The sequence below is a fragment of the Chitinophaga sp. NPDC101104 genome, from assembly GCF_050277495.1.
In the GTDB taxonomy this organism is placed as follows: Bacteria; Bacteroidota; Bacteroidia; order Chitinophagales; family Chitinophagaceae; genus Chitinophaga.
Genome location: NZ_JBNNSF010000001.1, coordinates 1,080,488 through 1,099,630, shown reverse-complemented (window position 1 = coordinate 1,099,630; position 19,143 = coordinate 1,080,488). Strand labels below are relative to the sequence as shown.

Sequence of the window (19,143 nt, the reverse complement as noted above, 5' to 3'; positions counted from 1 at the left end):
GTTGCGTGTTTTTAAAGTGATAATTCGGTTAAGGCTTCGTCGAGATGGCGGACCATATCCGCGGCGTTCTGTTTGCTAAAAACCAGTGGTGGCTTGATCTTAAGCACGTTGTACAACGGCCCGTCTGTACTGAGGAGAAACCCTCTTTCCTTCATGCTTTCCACGAGGGCGTTGATTTCCGCGACGGCGGGCTCTTTGGTCTGGCGGTCTTTCACCATTTCCGCGCCCACGAACAATCCATGACCGCGAACGTCGCTGATGACGGGGTGTTTATCCATCAGGCCGCGCAATCCTTCCATCAAAAAGTTCCCCGTTTCCAGCGCGTGCTGCTGCATATTTTCGGACTGGATGACGTTCAGTACCGCGCGCCCCGTAGCCATGGATACGGGATTGCCGCCGAAAGTGTTGAAATATTCCATACCGTTATTGAACGCATCCGCGATTTCTTCGGTAACTACCACGGCCGCCAGCGGATGGCCGTTGCCGATGGGCTTGCCCAGCACCACGATATCCGGCTCCACGTTCTGCAGCTCGAATCCCCAGAACTTCTCGCCCACTCTTCCGAAACCCACCTGCACTTCGTCGGCGATGCAGAGGCCGCCCGCTTCGCGGACGAGACGGTAGACTTCCTGGAGGTAGCCGTCGGGCAGGGGGATTTGTCCGCCCACGCCCAGCAGCGTTTCGCAGATGAAGGCGGATATTTTGCCGGGGTTTTCCGCCAGTATTTTCTTCACGCTTTCCGCGTATTTCACACCGGCCTGTGGATCGTTGTAGCCGAACGGGCCGCGGTACAGATCGGGCGAATCGGCTTTATGGATGTAGGGCATCTGTCCGAAGCCGCCTTTCCCGTCGAATTTATACGGGCTCATTTCGATGGCTACGGTAGAAGTGCCGTGATAGGCGTGATCGAGCACCATGACGTCTTTCCGCTTCGTGAAATGCCGGCTCATGCGGATGGCCAGGTCGTTGGCTTCGCTGCCGGAATTCGTAAAGTAGCAGACTTTCAGTTTGGACGGCAGCGTGCGGGTCAGCTCTTTCCCGAATTCCACCAAATGATCATTCAGGTAGCGGGTGTTGGTATTGAGCGTGGCGATCTGGCGCTGCATCGCTTTTACCACCACGGGATGGCAATGGCCTACGTGGCTCACATTGTTCACGCAGTCGATATAGGTATCGCCTTTATCGTCGTACAGATATTGCAAAGCGCCTTTGACGATCTTCAGCGGTTTTTTATAGCTGATGCTGAGGTTGCGGCCGATGAACCGGTGGCGCTCTTTCAGCAGCGGACTGTAATCCACATCCGGCTTCACCAGCGCCGGCATGCCGCAGGATTTGCGGAATACGTCGGCCGCTTTCACGGGATTGATGCGGATGAGCTTTTCCAGCAGCTCCCAGGCGTGGCGCTCCGTGACGAAGTGGTGGCCGTTGTCCGATCCGTTAGCCGCCTGCTTGGCCGATTCCGTGACGCTGATGCAAAGCCGCGCGGCGATGAGGTAATAGATCAAATCCACTTCCTGTTCGGTGAGCGGATAGGCGGAATGGTACCCTTCCACCACCCAGGCCGCGGCCTGCAGCGGATCTTCCGTGTTCAACATGGCGTAGGTGCAGGCGATGGCCACGTTGTTGACGAGGGCGGAATAGACCATGTCCCCCAGATCGATCAAACCACTGACTTCACCGTTTTTCACCAATACGTTGTAATCGTTGGCGTCGTTATGAATGCAGGCATGCCGCAGGGCGCTGAGCACGGGCAGCACTTCCGTTTCGAACGCCAGGAGAAAATATCCCGCGATGCGGCGCTTCTCCGGGTCGGTAATGCAATGAAGCTGCCGGTTGGCATCTGCGGCGGTGTTCACGTCCCACACATACGGGCGGTGGAGCGCGTCGTGCTGGAAGTCCTGCAGCGATTCGTCGGTTTTGCCGAGAAACTGGCCGAGGCCGATGTAGAGGGATTTCGGTTTATCTTTCACATGCACCCAGCAATCGCCGTCGAGCCAGGTGAGGATGCGGACGTTGTATTGTTTGCCGTTATTGAAAACGGGCGTGAGCTCCTGGCGGTTTTTATTCCGGAGGATTTGCTGAAACTTCATGACCACAGGGCTCACGGTAAGGTGATCGAGCAGGCGGAGCTGGGCGTCGAGGAAGGAATACGGCTTCTCTTCGCCCGTGATCTTGAGGATGAACTTCCGGCCAGACGCATCGGTGATTTTATAATTGTACTCGTCGTACCCCTGGAGTGTCTCCACTTCCACCGCAAGCAGGTAGTTCTTCTGCACCAGCTGCTGCACTTCGTTTGCTGTGAATTGCATGTTCGTTACTTGTTTTTCAATATCATTAAGAGATGCGCCGCCGACCAGCTGAAATTCCTGGCATTCAGTCCTTTTCCGGATAGCGGGTGATAGTTTTCATATATCGGCTGATCTGCCAGCAACCCTTCGGCGCCGGTCAGCAACTTCGTTTCGAGCGTTGCGGCCAGTTTGCGGTAGCCGTACCGGCGGAGGCCTTCCGTTCCGAAAGCGAACTGATCGAGCCACACGGGCCCGCGCCAGTAGCCGTCTTCGGGGTCGAATGCGGGATGGTCGATGGAAAGGGTGGGCAGCGGCACGCGGCTGTTGAATTTCTTCGCGTCCTCCATTTTCGATTTAACGGCAGCGGCCTGCGCGGGCGTGGCGATCCCCGCCCACAGCGGTATCCATCCTTCCGGCCCGTCTACCGGCACATGCTTCGGCGCCCCCAGCATCCGGTCGCGGAAATACCCGGCCGGCGCGTCGTAGAAGCGGTCGCCGATCAGGCGCTTCAATTCCCGGGCCGCTTCCGTGAAATGATTCCGCTCCCCGGCCACGGCGCCCAGTTTGGCGAGGTACACCTTCTCGGCATAGAGGTAAGCATTCAGGTCGACGCTTTCCTGGTTGAGCGACCATGCCGCAGCATTATTCTTCAACATCACGGCACTGTCGAACCGGACGGCGTTGTCCATCCCGCTTTCCCAGGCGGCGGCGATGCGCGTACCGTCGGTGGAACCATATTCGCACAAGCCGTTCCCATCGTGATCGCGGTGTTTATACCACCATTCGTGGTAACGGACGAGCTTCGGCCACATTTCACGGACGAAAGCCGTGTCTCCCGACGCACGGAACACTTCCCACACGCCCCATGCGGCCAGCGGCGGCTTGGTATCGCGCCAGTTGTTCTCGGATTTATCGGCGTAAATACAATCGGCGATCATCCCATATTCATCCTGGTAATCGAACATGCTGCGGATGTTGTTTTTCGCCAGACCAGGGAAGAACGTGGCAATGCCGGCGGCCTGTTTCCAGCTGTCCCAGCTCCACACGCCGTAAAAGCCCTGATAGTTGACAGACGGGAAAACGCCATCATGCAAAATATCCTTGGATGCGCTGCGCCAGTTGGTCATGAGCGTAACGATGCCTTTTACGGCGAGGCGTTTTTCCTCGTTGGACAGGCGCTTCGTGCCTGCAAAGTACTTCGACAGGTAACCATTCCAACGGGCGGCGTTCTTCTTCAGTTCGGTATTAAAATCGTATTGATTATTGGGATGATTTCCATCCGGCGCGTACGAGTGGCGCTGGGTTTGAGCGAAAGTCGCCCCCGGCCGGAGGCTCGCTTTCCAAACCGCGGCGTACCCAAGACTATCGGCGTATGTGGAATCGGTGGCGGGCCATGTGATGGAGAACCGCTGTCCTTCCAAACCCGAATTTTTCACTTCCATTCCTTTCACGCGGCCGAAATATTTTATCCGCAACTGTACCGGATTCCCGCCGTGGTTGCGGATGTGCGTGTGCAGCAGGGCTTCCCGTCCGGATACGAAAATGAGTTGCTGGCGAACGGAAATATCTTTCCAGACAAACGACTGCTCCAGCATCCCCGGGTAATAATGAATATCGGCCTTCGCTCCCGCGAAATCGCGCTGCCGGCCGTTTACCTCCAGCGACAGCCGGGAAACGGCGTCGGAAAGCCAGCGGCCGTTCATGTCCATCACCAGCGGCCCCGTGAAAGCGCCATAGTCTTTCGGCTGCAACGGCAATGCGTACGCATGCCAGGCGCCCATGTCGCTGAAAACGTTCTGTTCGATGCGCTTGCCTTCCGGCGGATCGGCACGGAGATCGAGCACGTCGGGAAAAAGGGCGCGCTGTCCGAACGCGCCCGGTACTACACCTATCGTCAATATGAAGAAAAATATCTTTTTCATTGGGCGGCCGGTCGAAGAATGAACGAATATTGATAATCGCGGTACGGCAGCATGTATTCCGCGTGCGGCGTGGCGCCCCAGGAATTGTCGCCGCCTACGCCCGACTGTTTGTAATCGATATTCCACCACACCAGGTCGTCGTTGGTCATGGAGCCGCCGTGCACATTTTCCGGTGCGTGCCGGTCAAATTCGAGGCGGTCCATATCGAAATGCAGCACACCCGTGCAGATGAGCGGCAAGCCGTATGCCGTGAGCCCATGGCCCTGCGCATCGGTGAGCGAAATATTGCGAACGTCTGTCCGGTAGCCGCTTTCCTGCGCCCGGGCGTACGGGTGGAAGAGGCTATCGGCCTTCATCCGGTACAGCCCGACGGCGGCGGCGGTTTTGCGGTCTTCGTAGTTATCGAACGGCCCGCGCCCGAACCACGACACGTTATCGAATTTCCCTTTCAGCAACATGCGCATGCCGAAACGGGGCAGCTCGGGCTGGAAGGATTTCCCGGCTTTCATCGCCACATCCACCCGTACGGAACCGTCGTCCATCACGCGGTATTGCGACTGATATACCGCATCCACCGCGGGGAGGCGATGTTGCACGCTGACTACCGTTGCGCCCGCAGCATCTTTTTCCACGCGGATGAATTCAGTTACTGCGGATTGCAAAACGTCTTTCCACACCGCGCACCGCATCTGCTGGCTGTTGCCGATATCGTTATCCGTGGCGGCGCGCCAGAAATGCGGCTCCAGGGGCGACAGCAACATTTCCTCGCCACGCAGCACATATTGGTGCAGCCAACCGGATTTTTTATCGAAGGCAATAGCAAAATCCTTCCCGCTGAAGCGGATGGTTTGCTCGTTTTCTGTATAGGTTGCGGACTGGCCGTTCAATTTCGGCGCCTGGAAATCTTTCGGACCCAGCGGCAATTGCTCCCAGGCCGCGAGGTGCCCCGCGGGCACGAGGGGTGCGGCTTTCCGGGTGCGGGCTTCCACCGTCAGGAAATATTCGGAAGTACCGTCCATCGGCGGCAGGGGGAAAGAAAGGGTTTTCGTGGAGCGGGGCGCCACATCCACCGGCCCCCACTTCCCTTCCGCGATCTTTTCACCATTGCGTGTTACGGACCAGGAAAAATCGAATGCATCGAGGTGAGTGAAATCGAGGCGATTGGTCAGCTGGATGGAATTGGCAGCCATCGGCACCGGCGCGAACGTCACCGGCTGTATTACTTTTTTGAATTCGAAAGCCTGCGGATGCGGCGTGCGGTCGGCAGCGAAAAGCCCGTCGGCACAGAAGCTCGTATCGCTGGTAGCGCCTACGTTCCCCATATCGCGGCCATAGGCCCATATATCGCGCCCCTGTTTATCTTTCGTTTTAAAGGTCTGATCGGAAAAATCCCAGATGAACCCGCCCTGCAATTGCGCATGTTTGTAAATGAGGTCCCAATAATCCTGGAGATTACCGCCGCCATTGCCCATCATGTGCGCGTATTCGCACTGGATGTACGGCCTGTCGCGCCAGCGGCGCACATACTCCAGCATGGTGGCGGTAGACTTGTACATCGGGCAGATGATATCGGTGTACGCATTGCGCTCGGCGGCTTCGTACTGCACGGGGCGCGTATCGTCTTTCGATTTCAGGTATTGATAGGTGGCGATGAAATTCTCCCCGAAGCCGCTTTCGTTGCCGAGGCTCCAGGTAATGATGGATGCATGGTTCTTGTTCGCCTCGAACATCCTGCGGGTGCGGTGCAGGTAGGCTTCTTTCCATTCCGGTTTGTCGGACAGCGTTTTGGAAGGATGGAAATACATCCCGTCGCATTCGATGTTCGCTTCATCCACCACGTACAAACCGTATTCGTCGCACAGCCGGTACCAGTCGGGACTATTGGGATAGTGGCTCGAACGCACCGCATTGACGTTGTATTGTTTCATCAGGCGGATATCGTTGACCATGCTTTGTACCGTAATCACTTTCCCGGTGTGCATATCGTGCTCATGGCGGTTCACGCCTTTGATCTTCACGGCCACGCCGTTGACGAGCAGGAGCCCGCCGCGGATTTCTACCGTCCGGAATCCCGTTTTATGCGCGATGCTTTCCACGGTCCGGCCATTTTTATCGAACTGGGTAATGAGCAGTGTATAAAGATGGGGATGCTCCGCATTCCAGCTTTTTACATGGCGCAGGCCGGTTTCGAAATGGTACCGGGTTTGTTGATGCAGCGGTTGTTGTTGACGGAAGACGGGCTTCCCGTCTGCATCGAGCAGCTTCACTTCCAGCCGGCCTCCGGGTGCGGGGGCGTTCATCGACACATCCAGTTGAAAAATCCCGTTTTGATACGTGCTGTCCAGCAGCGATTTCACGAAAAAATCCTGCACGGCCGCCTGCGGTCTTGCGATCAGTTCCACGCTCCGCTCGATGCCCGACAATTTCCACATGTCCTGCCCTTCGAGATACGTGGCATCGCTGAACCGGAATACCTGGATGGCGATCGTATTTTCGCCTTTGCGGAGGAATTTCGTGACGTCGAATTCTGCGGCGGTTTTGCTGTCTTTGCTCAGGCCTACGTACTTTCCGTTCATCCAGCAATAAAAGAACGAATTCACGGCGCCGAGCCGCAGCACGATGCGTTTGCCTTTCCAGTTGTCCGGCACCTGGAAGCTCCGGCGGTAGGAGCCCACGGGATTATCGTTTTCAGGCGGGAACGGCGGGTTGACGGGAATGGGGTATTCCACGTCCGTGAAAATGAACCGGTCGAAGCCTTCCGTTTGCCAATGCGCCGGCACTTTGATTTCCTTCCAGTTTTTCACGTCGAAGGCGTCGGAGAAAAAGCTGTCTGGCCGCTGCGCGGGATTGGGGGAAAGATGGAAGCGCCACATGCCGTCGAGCGATAATACGTTCGGCGAAGCTTTCCGCGCGATGGCGTCTGCTTCGGAAGCGGCCGGAATGAACGAGGCGTGCGGTGCCAGGGTGTTTTCGGTTTGAACGGCCGGGTTTTGCCAGGGTTGTTGCGCCCTGGCGGCCGATAAAAGGAAGCAAATCATGCCGATGCTCCATCCGATGCGATATTTCATGCTTTCCGTGCTAATGGTGAAAAAGGCGCCGGCGCGGGTGAATGCGCGCCGGCGCGGGAGGATCAATACAGGTGATTTTGCTTTAACAGCGGGTTTACGCTGATTTCCTTCAGTGGTATAGGGTAACGGATGTGTTTATCTTCTACATATTCTTTGGCGCCAGGTTTGCCATGGGCCGTCATGATGTTTTTGATATTCATTTTCGCGGTGTTGCCACGGCCCCAGCGGATGAGGTCGAACCAGCGGATGCCCCATTCCATCGACAGTTCCACCGGGCGTTCCACGTTGCGGATATGCTCGCGGAGCTGTTCCTTATTCATGCCGGCGATGGGCGCAGCTTTACTGCGGACCCGCACTTCATTCACGAAACCGATCGCTTCGCCGGTTTTGCCGTTTTCGTTCGCGGCTTCGGCGAGCATGAGCAGCACGTCTGCATAACGGATGATGGAGATGTTGTACCCGACATAAGCGCCGGAACGGTCGTTGGGATAAGCATATTTGTTGAAATACACCTGGCGGACCATGGAACCTTTTACATCGGCATACGGAATTTTCGACGCAGGCACGCCGAGGTCCCACATATAGGAATTCGGATCATCGAAGAAGATGGTGCCGTACACGCGGTCGCTGTATCCGCCGCCGGGCGTTTTATCGGTCTTCAGCGTGGTTACCAGCCAGTCGGAAGGGTACATCAGCTCCCAGCCGTCGAGCGCACCGGGGCGCACTTCGAAGTTGAAGGGATGGCGTTCGTCAGACACGGAGCGGTCTCCGCTCCATTGGATCTCGAAGATCGATTCGGGGCCGTTTTCCTTGGTGCCGTTGAAGTTGTCGACATAATTGGCGTTGAGGGAATACTTGCCATAGATCTCGCGGAACTTGGCTTCGGCCTGCGCCCATTTTTCCTGGAACAGGAACATTTTGCCGAGCATGGCCGTTGCGGCGCCTTTCGTGACGCGGCCAACATATTCGCTGCTATACGAGGGCGGCAATACGGCTTCCGCTTCGGTGAGGTCTTTTTCGATCTGGGCCCAAACGGCTTCTTTGGCAGCTTGCGGCACCTGGAGCTTGGCCAGGTCTTTTTCGAAAGCGAGCACCAGCGGTACGTTCTCGAAACCGTTCACGAGGAGGAAGTAGTTGTAGGCGCGGAGGAATTTGGCTTCAGCCACGATCTGGTTCCGCTCGTTCTCCGGCATCACGCTGATGCCCGGTACTTTGGCGATCACCTGGTTGGCGCGGCCGATGCCGGTGTAGCAGGTAGCCCACAGGCTCCAGGAGCCCGCGTCTTCGGCACTGTTCACGAATGCTGCGAGGTTTTTCCCGTAGGGTTCGTTTTTATTGTTGTCGATATCGTCCCCTTTATAATTGAGGGTAGTGTATACCGATTCGAACCAGGTCCATTTGGAGCCGTCGTACCCCTGCAAAGCTGCGTATGTGGCGGTGATGCCCTGCATGGCGTGCTGGCGGGTAGACCAGAAAGTGTTCTCCGTAAGGTTTTGCTTGTCGTCCAGTTCCAGGAACTTGTCGGAACACGCCGTGAAGAGCGTGCTGGCAGAAAGGAAACAGAGAGCGGCTATTTTCAATTTCATGATGTTCGTTTTTTGTTGCGGTTAGAAGCCTACGTTAATACCTGCCACATAAGAGCGGCTCATGGGATAATATCCACGGTCTACCCCGCGGCTGAAGATGGCGGAGTTGGTCAGGTCCGGGTCGAAGCCGGAGTACTTCGTGAAGGTGAGCAGATTGTACGCGCCGGCGTAAATGCGAAGGCGGTTGATGAACGCTTTTTTGGTCAGTTCGGACGGGAAGGTATAGCCGAGCTGGAGGTTCCGCAGGCGGAGGAACGACGCGTCTTCCAGGAAGTAGTCAGACACGCGGAGGTTCTCGTTCTTGTCGGCATCGCTCAGGCGGTACACGTCGGAGTTCGGGTTGGCCGGAGACCATGCGTTTACCAGGTCTGCCGAGCGGTAGAAGCGGTACAGGAACATCTTGGCGCCGTTGTACATCTTCTGGCCCTGCTTCCCGTTCAGGAACACCATCAGGTCGAAGTTTTTGTAACGGGCGTTGAAAGTAAGGCCGTAATCCAGTTTCGGGAGCCCGTTGCCCATGATGAGCTTGTCGTCGTCGTTCAGCTCACCGTCGCCATTGGTATCCACGAAGCGCAGATCGCCGGGAGCGGCGTTGGGCTGGAGTTTTTCGCCTTTACCGTTCACGTGCGCGTCTACTTCGGCCTGCGAGCGGAAAATCCCGTTCGATTTATACAGGTAGAACGATGCGAGCGATTCGCCTTTGCGGGTGATGGTGCTGGCGCGGTTCGAATAATCCACATATCCGTCGGCGATCATTCCTTCGTCGTAACCGAGGCGGATGATCTTGTTGGTGCTGTGCGAGAGGTTTGCGGTCACATCCCAGGAGAATTCTCTTTCCGCCTTGTTGCGGTAGCTTACCGAAAGTTCCCAGCCTTTGTTTTCCATGTCGGCGATATTGGTCAGCGGCATGGTGATGATACCAGACGATGCAGGGATCGGCGTTTCGGCGAGCATGTCGGAAGTGCGGCTGCGGAAATAATCCAGGTTACCGCTGATGGCGCCTTTCAGGAAACTGAAGCTGACACCGGCGTTGAACATGGCCGTCTGCTCCCACTTGATGTCGTTGTTGGCCAGGGCGGTCGTAATAGCGCCCACGAGCACTTTTTGCGATGTAGCCGAACCGAAAGGATAGTTCAGGTATTCGCTGGAGCCCTGGAGGAAGATCTTCGCGAGGTACTGGAAGTTGGCGATGTTCTGGTTGCCAACAATACCGTAGCTCACGCGGGGCTTCAGCTCGGAAATCCAGGGAACGGAGAAGAAACGCTCGTTATGCAGGTTCCAGCCGGCAGATGCAGACCAGAATGTACCGTAACGGTGCGAAGGCCCAAAGCGGGAAGAACCATCGCGGCGGAGGCTTCCCTGCAGGAAATACCGGTCGTCGTAGTTATAGGAAGCACGGCCGAAATAAGACTGGAGCGAGTTGGAATAGTTCCAGCCGTTGGCGCGGATGAGATCGTTCGGGCCGTCGATGATGAGGCCGGAAAGCGATTCGATGAGCGCGCTCGACAGGTGGTTGCCCGATGCCGTGGTGCCCTGTGCAACGGATTTCTCGCGGGAGAAGCCGTACATCGCTTTCACATTGTGGCGGCCGAAGGTCTGCTCGTAATTCAGCAAATGCGTGAACACCTGGTACTCCGTGCGGCCCCGGCTTTCGGAACGGCTCGGGTTTTCCACGAGCGCCAGCGCACCGAAGTCGTAAGGAGGCGTTTGCGAGAAGCTGAAAGAGTTGATAATGTTACGGGCCGCGCTGAAATTATAGGAAAAACCTTTCCAGAGCTTCAGGTCGGCAGCGATGTTGAACTGAAGATGATCGTCGGCCGTGCGGCTGTTGGTCAGCATCTGCTGGCCCACCATGTTGCCGGAACCCAATTCGGGCTCAGGTTTGGCATAACCGTTCAGCGAGTTGGGATCGTAGATCCGCTTGTGCGGCGGCGTTTTGTAAAGGTCCATGATGGCGGAGAAACCCGCATCGCCGTCGCCGGTCACATCCCCGAAATTCTTGTTATTGAAACGGGTATAGGCAAGAATAGGCGTCACTTTCAAACGATCTTTCAGCAGCCTGATCTCGGTATTGAGGCGGAGGTTGTCGCGCTTGGAACCGGAATTGATGATGTTCCCGGTATGTTCCCAATGGCCGAGCGAAAGGCGGTACGACAATTTCTCGGAAGCCCCCGACACATCGAGGTCATGCTTCTGCTCCACGCCTTTTTTCATATAAGCGCCCACCCAGTCGGAGTTCGCATACTTGCTGTCGTCCATCACGTAAATCGGCGGCGCGCTGCCTGGACCGTCGTTCGCGAACGCTTCCTTCACCACTTTGTTCATTTCCACCTTCCCCATCAGCGGGATGTTATTGTTGAGGGTGTGCCGGGAAACGTAGGAGCTGAAATTGATCCTCGGTTCGCCGCTTTTCCCTTTTTTGGTGGTAATGATGATCACACCTCCCGCAGCCCGGGCACCATAAATGGTAGCGGCGGATGCATCCTTCAGCACGGAAGCCGACTCGATGTCGTTCGGGTTCAGGTCGTACGCATAAGTCTGCGGGATCCCGTCTATCACATACAATGGGTTATCGTTGTTGATGCTGTTCATCCCGCGAACGAGCACGGTGGGGCTGGCGGCGGGGTTGCCGGTGCCCGAGCTTACGATCACACCGGCGGCCTGGCCCTGGAGCATGGCGCCGATATTGCCGGTGGGCTGTTTTTCGAGGTTTTTGGTGTTGACGGTGGAGATGGCCGCGGTAACGTCGCCCTTCTTCTGGGTGCCATATCCCACCACTACCACTTCATCCAGCCCTTTCGAGCTTTCTTCCAGCACGATGGAGAGCACGCTTTTACCGGCTACGGGTACTTCTTTGGTGGTGAACCCGATGGCCGAGATCACCAGCGTGGCATCGGGAGATACCGTAATGGTGAATTCACCGGTGGCATTGCTGGCCGTTCCCTGCGAGGTCCCCTTCACGGCAACGCTCACCCCGGGCAGGGCCTCCCCCTTCACGTCTGTAATTTTACCTTTGAGGGGCTTCCCGGTCTGGGCCATCGCCGCAAACCCGGTCAATAAAAGGACCAGCAACAGTCCGTTCCCTCGGAATAGTTTCCACATACGCATTTTGGTTTTTTAGTTTTTAAGAATAACATGGACGCGTTCCCGGGAACCGCTCGCATAGGTTTTTTAGTAGCGGACGAACGTGAAATCGCGGCTCACGGGATGCATTCGTAAAGTAGACCGGAAAAACCAGCGCAGCAGGAAACGGAGCCTCTATACGTGCCTTACAGTCACCTCTACAAGACCCCTACATGGAGGTTAACTAATTGTAAATAAATGTGTTAGAAATTTTTCAGGAAGTCAGACAGGCTGTCTTTATGCTCGAGATTAAACACTTTCCGCAGCCGATACCGGGCCATTTCCACGGATTTAACGGAGATATTATTGAGGGAGGCGATGTCTTTTATCGACAGGTTCAGCCGGATTTGCGCGCATAACCGGCGCTCGTTTTCGGTGAGATTGGGGAATTGCTGGAGGAGGTTGAAGAAGAAATCTTTGTGGATTTCGTTGACGGACAGGTTGAAGTCCTGCGCGTCTTTATTTATGTCCAGGTCGTGCTGGAACTTGTTCACCATTTTATTGAACCGGGCGATATTTTCCTTTTTGGCGTCGGAATGGATATCGAGGCTGGTAAGCTCGTCTATGAAATGCCGGATCATCTCGTTGCGCTGGGAAATGTACAACGCATAGTTTTTCAGGTCGTTATCGCGGAATTCGAGTTTATTGTTGAGGGCTTCCTTTTCCATGAGGGCGCCTTCCAGTTCCTGTTTGATGAGCGCGCGCTTCACTTCTTCCAGCTCCTTTTCCTTCTTCTGCTTCTGTTTCAGTTTGGAATAAAGGAGGAAACCTATAATAATAAGGAGTACCACACCGGCGGCGAGGGCGTTCCGTTGGAACGACCGGAGCTCTTTCTGGGCCACGAGGGTAATGATGCGGGTCTGGTTTTCGTCGGCCTCGCGCTTGAGCTTGAGGGCGGAAATGGCTTCGCTTTTACTTTTGGACAGGATTTCGTTGCGGACGCGGGTGTATTCCTGCAGTTCCGTGAACGCGGTCTTGTATTCGCCGAGCTGCTGGTAGAGGAGCACGGAATTGGTGAGGTTGTCGAGGAGTTTTTCTTTGCGGGTGTTGGAATTGCTTTGGTTGATAAGTGCGCGCGCCTGGGCCAGGAGCTCCCCGGCCTGGGGGTACTCCTTCAGCATGATGCGGGAATAGGCCATCTGGTTCAGCACTTCGGCGTGCGACAACTCATCGCCTCCCTTCAGCATGGCCAGCGCCTGGTTGAAATCCGCGATGGCATCGTTATACCTGCCGAACTCGTTTTCGCAGATGCCGCGGTTGCTGAGGGCCGTGGCAACCATGCCGCCGAGCCCGCGGTCGCGGGCGAGCTGCAGGGTGCTGTCGAAATATTTGCGGGCGGTGGCGAACTCGTCTTTCTGGAGATACACGAGCCCGAGGGCGTTGAGGCTCAGGGCAATCTTCCGCGGATCGCCGAGGCGGCGGTAGATATCGTAAGCCTGCTGGTGGTATTGCTGGGAGAAATGGGCGTTTTCGGTATCGTAAAAGATCCAGCCGAGGAAAGTGAAGCACCGGGCGCGGGCGCTGTCGGTTTCCACGAGGTCGAGCGCCGTATAGGCGTAATTGAGGGCCTGGTCGTATTGGTCGTTATATAAATATCCTTCCGAAAGGTTGAGGAGCGAAGCGGCCTGGAGTTCGCGGTTTTCTTCCCGGAGGGCGAGCAGGTACGCTTCGTTGGCCCAAACGAGGGCGGTGTTGGTAGAGTCCTTATTATAATGTGCGGCGAGCTGGTTGAGCGTGCGGATGCGCTCGGAGGCCGACATCGATTTGTCTGCCAGCCGTGCGGCGAGGCTGTCGGCATTCGTTTGCGCAGCGGCGGTTGCGGCGTGGAAACATGCCATCAAGATCCATAACCATTTCCTCATGCGGGAAAAATAACAAATTTCCCCGGATCGGTGTGCGTGGTACATAACAAGAAAAGTAGCATAAAAAAAACCGACCCTTTAATAGGGCCGGTTTCCTTGTTCACTGTATTTCAATTTTTCCTTTAAAACAGGTTGGTTCTATGGTGTTGCGTAATTTTCCATGACGAGTGCGGCGGAGCCAAGCAGTTCGGCATCATAGCCGAGCGTTGAGACATCTACCACCGTTTGGGTGGCCAGCCGCGGGATGCAATGTTCGTTGAGCGCCTGCTGAACAGGGGCGAGCCATAACTTTCCGGCGAGCGAGCCCCGGCCGCTGAGCACTACCGACCGCGGATTGAGCAAATGGATCAGGATGGCCACGCCACGCCCGATATGATACCCGATATCCTTGATCAGTTCGATACAGAATTTATCCCCGCTGGCTGCGGCATCCATGATCATCTCGCAGTCTTTTTCGATTTCGCCCGTGGGGAAGTGGCCTTGCAGCGAGGAGGTTTCTCCGTTGCGGAGGCCTTTCACGGCTTTGTCGATGAGCACGAGCAGGGAAGTTTCCGTTTCGAGGCAACCGCTCTTTCCGCAGCTGCACAGTTTATTGTTATTGAACAGCGGGATGTGGGAGAATTCTCCGGCAAACCCGTTGTTGCCCCGGAAGAGGGAGCCATTGAGGATCATCCCCAAACCCACGCCCCATCCGATATTGACGACCATGCTGTTGGCAGCTTTCCGGGCGTTGCCGAACCGGTATTCCGCCAGGGCAATGAGGCTGGAGTCGTTGTCGATATGGACCGGCAGGCCGGTAGCCGTTGCCAGGTATTCCACGATCGTTTGCTGCTCCGTACCGTCTTGCATGGGGAAACTGTAATTCTCCCCGCGCATCCCGTCGATGAACCCGGGCATCCCGATCCCGATCCCGAGGATCCGCCCACGGTCGATTTTCGACTGTTCGATGGCGTCCACCAGGAGGCTGGCCAGCGTTTTGAGCGCGACGGGATTGTTCTTGAGCGGCAGTTCGTGCCGGTTGATGCCGCCTACATGGCCGTTGGTAAGGTCCATCAGGGAGATGCGCGTTACCAGCTGGTCCATGGAGACCGACAAAATATAAAGTGCCTTTTTATTGATGGTGTATGTGATGGGGCGCCGTCCTCCGCTGGAGGGAGCGTAGCCTGAAGGTTCCAGGACTTTCTCTTTTACAAGATGATTGACCGTCCGGATCGTCAGGGGTAAACTCTTTCCGATGCGTTCGCTCAATTCTGTGGCAGATAACGTATTCGCATAGTAAATCTCCCTCAGTATCAAGCGTTTATATTGTTCGTCTTTTTTCATGCAGGGAAAGAATCCTCCTCAAGATAATAATTAATTTAGAATGAAAGCAAAACTTCCTAACTTTTTTAGAAAGTAATTATCAAGTTTTTGTATCGGATTGATTGTAAATCGCTTCCAACTGCATCCTTCCGTCAACCGCCACGTCACTTTCATCGACAAGGGCCGCGACATGTATTTTGAAAAAGGGAACGCCGGCCGCCCGTTCTTCATCGGTTCGGCGGTCTTTTGCGGGCTCGCGGTGGCGGGGCTTTACGTACTGAAAGCCCTGGGCAGGATCCGGTAGTTCCTGCCGTCCATCCCGCCCTGCTTTTCTTGATCCCGAACGGCGCTCGTCCCCATCGAATTTTCGTTATTTTCGGTACTATCTATGAATACCGGGCAGCAACTTCTCCTGACGATCAGCGCCCTCGGCGCCTGTAACGGCCTCATCCTCGGTCTGTACCTGCTTTTCAACCGGAAAGGCCGGCCGCTGTGGACGTTTTTCATGGGCCTCATGTTACTGATGATCAGCCTGCGCGTTGCCAAATCCGTATTCTATTACTTCAATCCCGACCTGCCGAAATCCTGCCTCCAAACAGGCCTGAGCGCCTGCTTCCTCATCGGGCCTTCCTTATATTATATGCTGCTGTCGGCCAGGAACAACGGAAACCCCGTCCCGAAAAGCTGGAAAGCAGCCTGGGGCGTGCTTTTGACGATAATTATCCTCGGCGGCACCCTCATTTCCTATGAAGCGTACCCTAAAATCTGGAATAAGGTGATCGCATATATTATTTATGCGCAATGGTTTTTATACCTGATCGCATCGGTGTACGTTATGCGGGGCGAGATCGGGAAAATTTTCGGCGGAAAGGTGACCGTGCTGGAAAGGCAGATGCTTTCCGTGCTGGCGGGGAACCTCATCCTTTACCTTTTCTACGCCCTCGCGCTTTTCCGTTTCATGCCCGCGGTGTACATCGCGGCGGCGGTTTCTTTCACGTTCATCCTGTACGTCACCATTTTCGTTTTCTTTTACGGCGCCGGTTCGAAATCCGCCAATCCACAGCCACCCAAGCGCAAGATCCCCGATGCCGACGCGCAATCGCTCCTCGAAAAATTGTCTGCCGCCATGGCCGTCCCGGATGTTTATAAAGACCCCAACCTCAAACTGGGCGACCTCGCCCAGCGCCTCCACGTCACCCCGCACCTCCTTTCCCAGCTCCTGAACGATAACCTGGGCAAAAGTTTCTCCGCTTTCGTGAACGAGTACCGGATCGGCGAAGCGTGCCGGCTCATCACCACCAACGACCACCTCACATTCGAAGCCATCGGGTACGAAGTGGGCTTCAATTCCAAATCCACATTCTACGCCGCCTTCCGCAAAGTGACCGGCACCACGCCCGCCCTGTTCCGCGAGAACCTGGCCCAAAGCGCCGCCAGGCAAAGGTCCTGAATTATAAAACCGTACGCCGGAATTCCCGCGTCCGGACGCCGGCAGCCGTTTCGCGCCCTAGGTTTGTGAAAAAAGGACCACATGCCGAACCTGGTGCAACGAGCTTTGCTGACATGCTTATTCCTGCTTTCCCTTACTTCTCTTTCCGCCCAAATACGAATCGCCGGGCGGGCGACCGATAAAACCACCGGCGCCGGGATTCCCTTCGCCGCGGTAAAAATCCTTTCGCCCGATTCGGTGCTGGTGACAGGACAAATGGCTGATTCCGCGGGAAGTTTCTCGTTCACCGGGCTTCGGCCTGCGGCTTACCTGCTGGAATTATCGGCCCTGGGGTACGAAACCCTCCACACGCCCGTCCCGCCCGGCAACGCCTGGTCCGCCGGCAACCTCGCCCTCACACCCGCTGCCAGCATACTCGCGGAAGTGACCGTTGGCGGCGGGCGACCGGCCATCCAGCGGCATGCAGACCGAATCTCCGTACAGATCACCGGCAACCCCATGTTCCGCGCCGCCGCCAATGCGTTCGACGTGCTCCGGAAAGTGCCCGGTCTGGAGGTAGACGGTGAAGGCGGCATCCTCATCTCCGGCCGCAACGTTCCCGTGCTGTTCATAGACGGGCGCCCCGCGCAGATGAGCGCGGAAGAAATCCGGCAATACCTCCGCAGCCTACGGCCCGACCAGATCGCGTCCATCGACGTCATCACGCAACCTTCCGCCAGGTACGACGCGGAATTCAAAGCCATCATCGACCTGAAGCTCCGGCGCGACCAGTCGCTCGGTTGGACGGGGCAGCTGTCTTCCTCACTTCAGCAGAATCAGTACACCCAATCAGACAACTCCCTCGTGATGCATTACCGCACCCGGCAATTGACGTGGTCTGCCCGCATGGGGTACGTTGGCGGATATACGATTTACCGGTACGGTGCCTTGCAGCATCTGTCGGATAAAAACATCCAGCGCACGCGCACCAGCGTACCCACGCGGCACGACAATTACACGTTCCACCTCGGTGCGGAATACCGGTTGAACGACAACCAACGTCTGGAAGCGGTTTTCCGGGGATTCCGGTCCAACCGGAGAACGTTCACCGACAATACCATCCATACCGTTACGCCTGCTGAGATCCCCGGGCCGGTGGCGTTTACGCGGTTCCGCAACAACGGGCACCCGGTACAAAACAATCTCACGGCCGATCTCCGCTATGCCGGTAATTTCCGCAAGTGGCAACTCGAGCTCGCCGCCGCCGCTTTCGACATCGGTAACCGCCAAACGGAAGACATCCTGTACAGCGACGATTACGACGCCCGCCTCCCCGGCCATTGGAAAACCGCACTGGAAAACGATGTCCATATCCGCACCGCGCAGGCGGACGCTACCATCCCCGCCGGCAACGGGAAATGGAATACCGGCATCCGGGCAGCGTTCAATTCTACCCCGAACGATCTCCGGTACGATACGCTCGGCGCCGCACAATCGTTTCTTCCCGACAGCAGCCGTTCCAACAATTTCAAGTACGACGAACGCATTGTTGCAGCATACGTTTCCAGGAACGGGACCTGGCATAAAACGCAATATTCGATCGGGTTGCGGCTGGAAAGAACGCATACCATCGCCCGGTCGGAACAGGGACTGCAAACCACCGAACGCCGCTACCTGAGCTGGTTGCCGGATTTCAGCCTTATGCATCCGCTGTCTGCCGATCAGCAACTGCAATTAAGTTTTACACGGCGCATGACGCGGCCCAACTTCTCGCAATTGAACCCGTTCCGGTTTTATTATAGCCCGCTGAATTACTGGGTCGGCAATCCGCAGCTGAAACCCTCCATCACCAACACGCTCAGCATCGGTTATACCATCCGCACGCTGTCGCTGACGTTGCAGGCCGGGCGGGAAGAAGACCCCATGGCCAGGTACCCCGAATACAACCGCGAAACGCATGTACTGGAGTACCTCGGCAAAAACCTCCCCTATAACGATTTTGCAACTTTCGAAGCGGCATTCCCGGTCCGTGTCCGGCCATGGTGGCGGATGCAGAGCAACTTCGGATTGTATTACACGCGCGAGATCAATCCCTATCACGGCGTCACTTATAAAATCCCCATTCTCCAGTGGACCGTTTCGGGAAGCCAGGTATTTACACTCCCGGCGGGCATTACAGCAGACATTTCCTACAATTACCGGTCGAAAGGCGGCAACGGGCTGTACCGGTCGAAGCATATTTACAAGATCGACGCGGGATTGCAGAAAAGCTGGCTGAAAGGGAAATTGCAATCGGGATTGAACGTGTATGATATGTTCGACACCTATCGCGTGGTGTATATCTTCCGTGAAAAACAGATCATCGATAACCAGCTGAATCACTGGTTCGGGACGCGCCGGGTAGTTGCGTCGCTTTCGTGGCGTTTCGGCCAGTCGACCTACAAAGCCGACCAGCGGAAAAAGCAGGAAGAGGAAAACCGGGTGTCGATGTAGATTCAGGACGGGACTCGACGGAAAATAGTGGATCCCGTTGTCACAAAAGCCCCGCAAGATTGTCCCGTAT

General features: G+C 56.1%; 10 protein-coding genes. 3 read left to right on the top strand and 7 right to left on the bottom strand.

Features of this window, described 5'->3' with window-relative positions:
• Positions 1 to 11 precede the first annotated feature (11 nt).
• The 7 genes from ACQKLP_RS04640 to ACQKLP_RS04610 all read right to left on the bottom strand — a co-directional run bounded on the left by ACQKLP_RS04640 (position 12) and on the right by ACQKLP_RS04610 (position 15,172).
• Positions 12 to 2,309, bottom strand: a complete 2,298-nt coding sequence (locus ACQKLP_RS04640; protein ID WP_427320502.1) for an aminotransferase class III-fold pyridoxal phosphate-dependent enzyme — start codon at positions 2,307 to 2,309, stop codon at positions 12 to 14.
• Positions 2,310 to 2,314: 5 nt separating this feature from the next.
• The gene (locus ACQKLP_RS04635; RefSeq protein ID WP_427320500.1) at positions 2,315 to 4,210 is read right to left on the bottom strand and encodes an MGH1-like glycoside hydrolase domain-containing protein; all 1,896 of its coding nucleotides are present in this window, start codon (positions 4,208 to 4,210) and stop codon (positions 2,315 to 2,317) included.
• Positions 4,207 to 7,278, bottom strand: a complete 3,072-nt coding sequence (locus ACQKLP_RS04630; RefSeq protein ID WP_427320498.1) for a glycoside hydrolase family 2 TIM barrel-domain containing protein — start codon at positions 7,276 to 7,278, stop codon at positions 4,207 to 4,209. Before ACQKLP_RS04630 ends, ACQKLP_RS04635 begins: the two co-directional genes overlap by 4 nt.
• Positions 7,279 to 7,340: 62 nt before the next feature.
• Positions 7,341 to 8,864 (bottom strand): RagB/SusD family nutrient uptake outer membrane protein, encoded by a 1,524-nt coding sequence (locus ACQKLP_RS04625; RefSeq protein ID WP_427320496.1) that lies wholly within the window; start codon positions 8,862 to 8,864, stop codon positions 7,341 to 7,343.
• A gap of 21 nt (positions 8,865 to 8,885) precedes the next feature.
• Positions 8,886 to 11,966, bottom strand: a complete 3,081-nt coding sequence (locus ACQKLP_RS04620; RefSeq protein ID WP_427320494.1) for a SusC/RagA family TonB-linked outer membrane protein — start codon at positions 11,964 to 11,966, stop codon at positions 8,886 to 8,888.
• 224 nt (positions 11,967 to 12,190) lie between these two features.
• Positions 12,191 to 13,849 (bottom strand): tetratricopeptide repeat protein, encoded by a 1,659-nt coding sequence (locus tag ACQKLP_RS04615; RefSeq protein WP_427320492.1) that lies wholly within the window; start codon positions 13,847 to 13,849, stop codon positions 12,191 to 12,193.
• A 138-nt stretch (positions 13,850 to 13,987) separates the two neighbouring features.
• Complete coding sequence (locus tag ACQKLP_RS04610; protein WP_427320490.1) at positions 13,988 to 15,172, bottom strand: ROK family protein; 1,185 nt, start codon at positions 15,170 to 15,172, stop codon at positions 13,988 to 13,990.
• Positions 15,173 to 15,269: 97 nt separating this feature from the next.
• On the opposite strand from ACQKLP_RS04610, the gene ACQKLP_RS04605 reads away from it, so the two are divergent.
• The 3 genes from ACQKLP_RS04605 to ACQKLP_RS04595 all read left to right on the top strand — a co-directional run bounded on the left by ACQKLP_RS04605 (position 15,270) and on the right by ACQKLP_RS04595 (position 19,073).
• Positions 15,270 to 15,455 (top strand): hypothetical protein, encoded by a 186-nt coding sequence (locus ACQKLP_RS04605; protein ID WP_427320488.1) that lies wholly within the window; start codon positions 15,270 to 15,272, stop codon positions 15,453 to 15,455.
• Between the two features lie 84 nt (positions 15,456 to 15,539).
• Positions 15,540 to 16,601, top strand: a complete 1,062-nt coding sequence (locus ACQKLP_RS04600) for a helix-turn-helix domain-containing protein (RefSeq protein ID WP_427320486.1) — start codon at positions 15,540 to 15,542, stop codon at positions 16,599 to 16,601.
• Between the two features lie 81 nt (positions 16,602 to 16,682).
• Positions 16,683 to 19,073, top strand: coding sequence for an outer membrane beta-barrel protein (locus ACQKLP_RS04595; RefSeq protein WP_427320484.1), 2,391 nt, complete (start codon positions 16,683 to 16,685; stop codon positions 19,071 to 19,073).
• The last annotated feature ends 70 nt before the right edge of the window (positions 19,074 to 19,143 follow it).

What these genes read in the sequence shown, in the direction of transcription:
- ACQKLP_RS04640 (WP_427320502.1), bottom strand. Translation starts at nt 2,309, where the DNA reads ATGCAATTCACAGCAAACGAAGTGCAGCAGCTGGTGCAGAAGAACTAC.
- ACQKLP_RS04635 (WP_427320500.1), bottom strand. Translation starts at nt 4,210, where the DNA reads ATGAAAAAGATATTTTTCTTCATATTGACGATAGGTGTAGTACCGGGC.
- ACQKLP_RS04630 (WP_427320498.1), bottom strand. Translation starts at nt 7,278, where the DNA reads ATGAAATATCGCATCGGATGGAGCATCGGCATGATTTGCTTCCTTTTA.
- ACQKLP_RS04625 (WP_427320496.1), bottom strand. Translation starts at nt 8,864, where the DNA reads ATGAAATTGAAAATAGCCGCTCTCTGTTTCCTTTCTGCCAGCACGCTC.
- ACQKLP_RS04620 (WP_427320494.1), bottom strand. Translation starts at nt 11,966, where the DNA reads ATGTGGAAACTATTCCGAGGGAACGGACTGTTGCTGGTCCTTTTATTG.
- ACQKLP_RS04615 (WP_427320492.1), bottom strand. Translation starts at nt 13,849, where the DNA reads ATGAGGAAATGGTTATGGATCTTGATGGCATGTTTCCACGCCGCAACC.
- ACQKLP_RS04610 (WP_427320490.1), bottom strand. Translation starts at nt 15,172, where the DNA reads ATGAAAAAAGACGAACAATATAAACGCTTGATACTGAGGGAGATTTAC.
- ACQKLP_RS04600 (WP_427320486.1), top strand. Translation starts at nt 15,540, where the DNA reads ATGAATACCGGGCAGCAACTTCTCCTGACGATCAGCGCCCTCGGCGCC.
- ACQKLP_RS04595 (WP_427320484.1), top strand. Translation starts at nt 16,683, where the DNA reads ATGCCGAACCTGGTGCAACGAGCTTTGCTGACATGCTTATTCCTGCTT.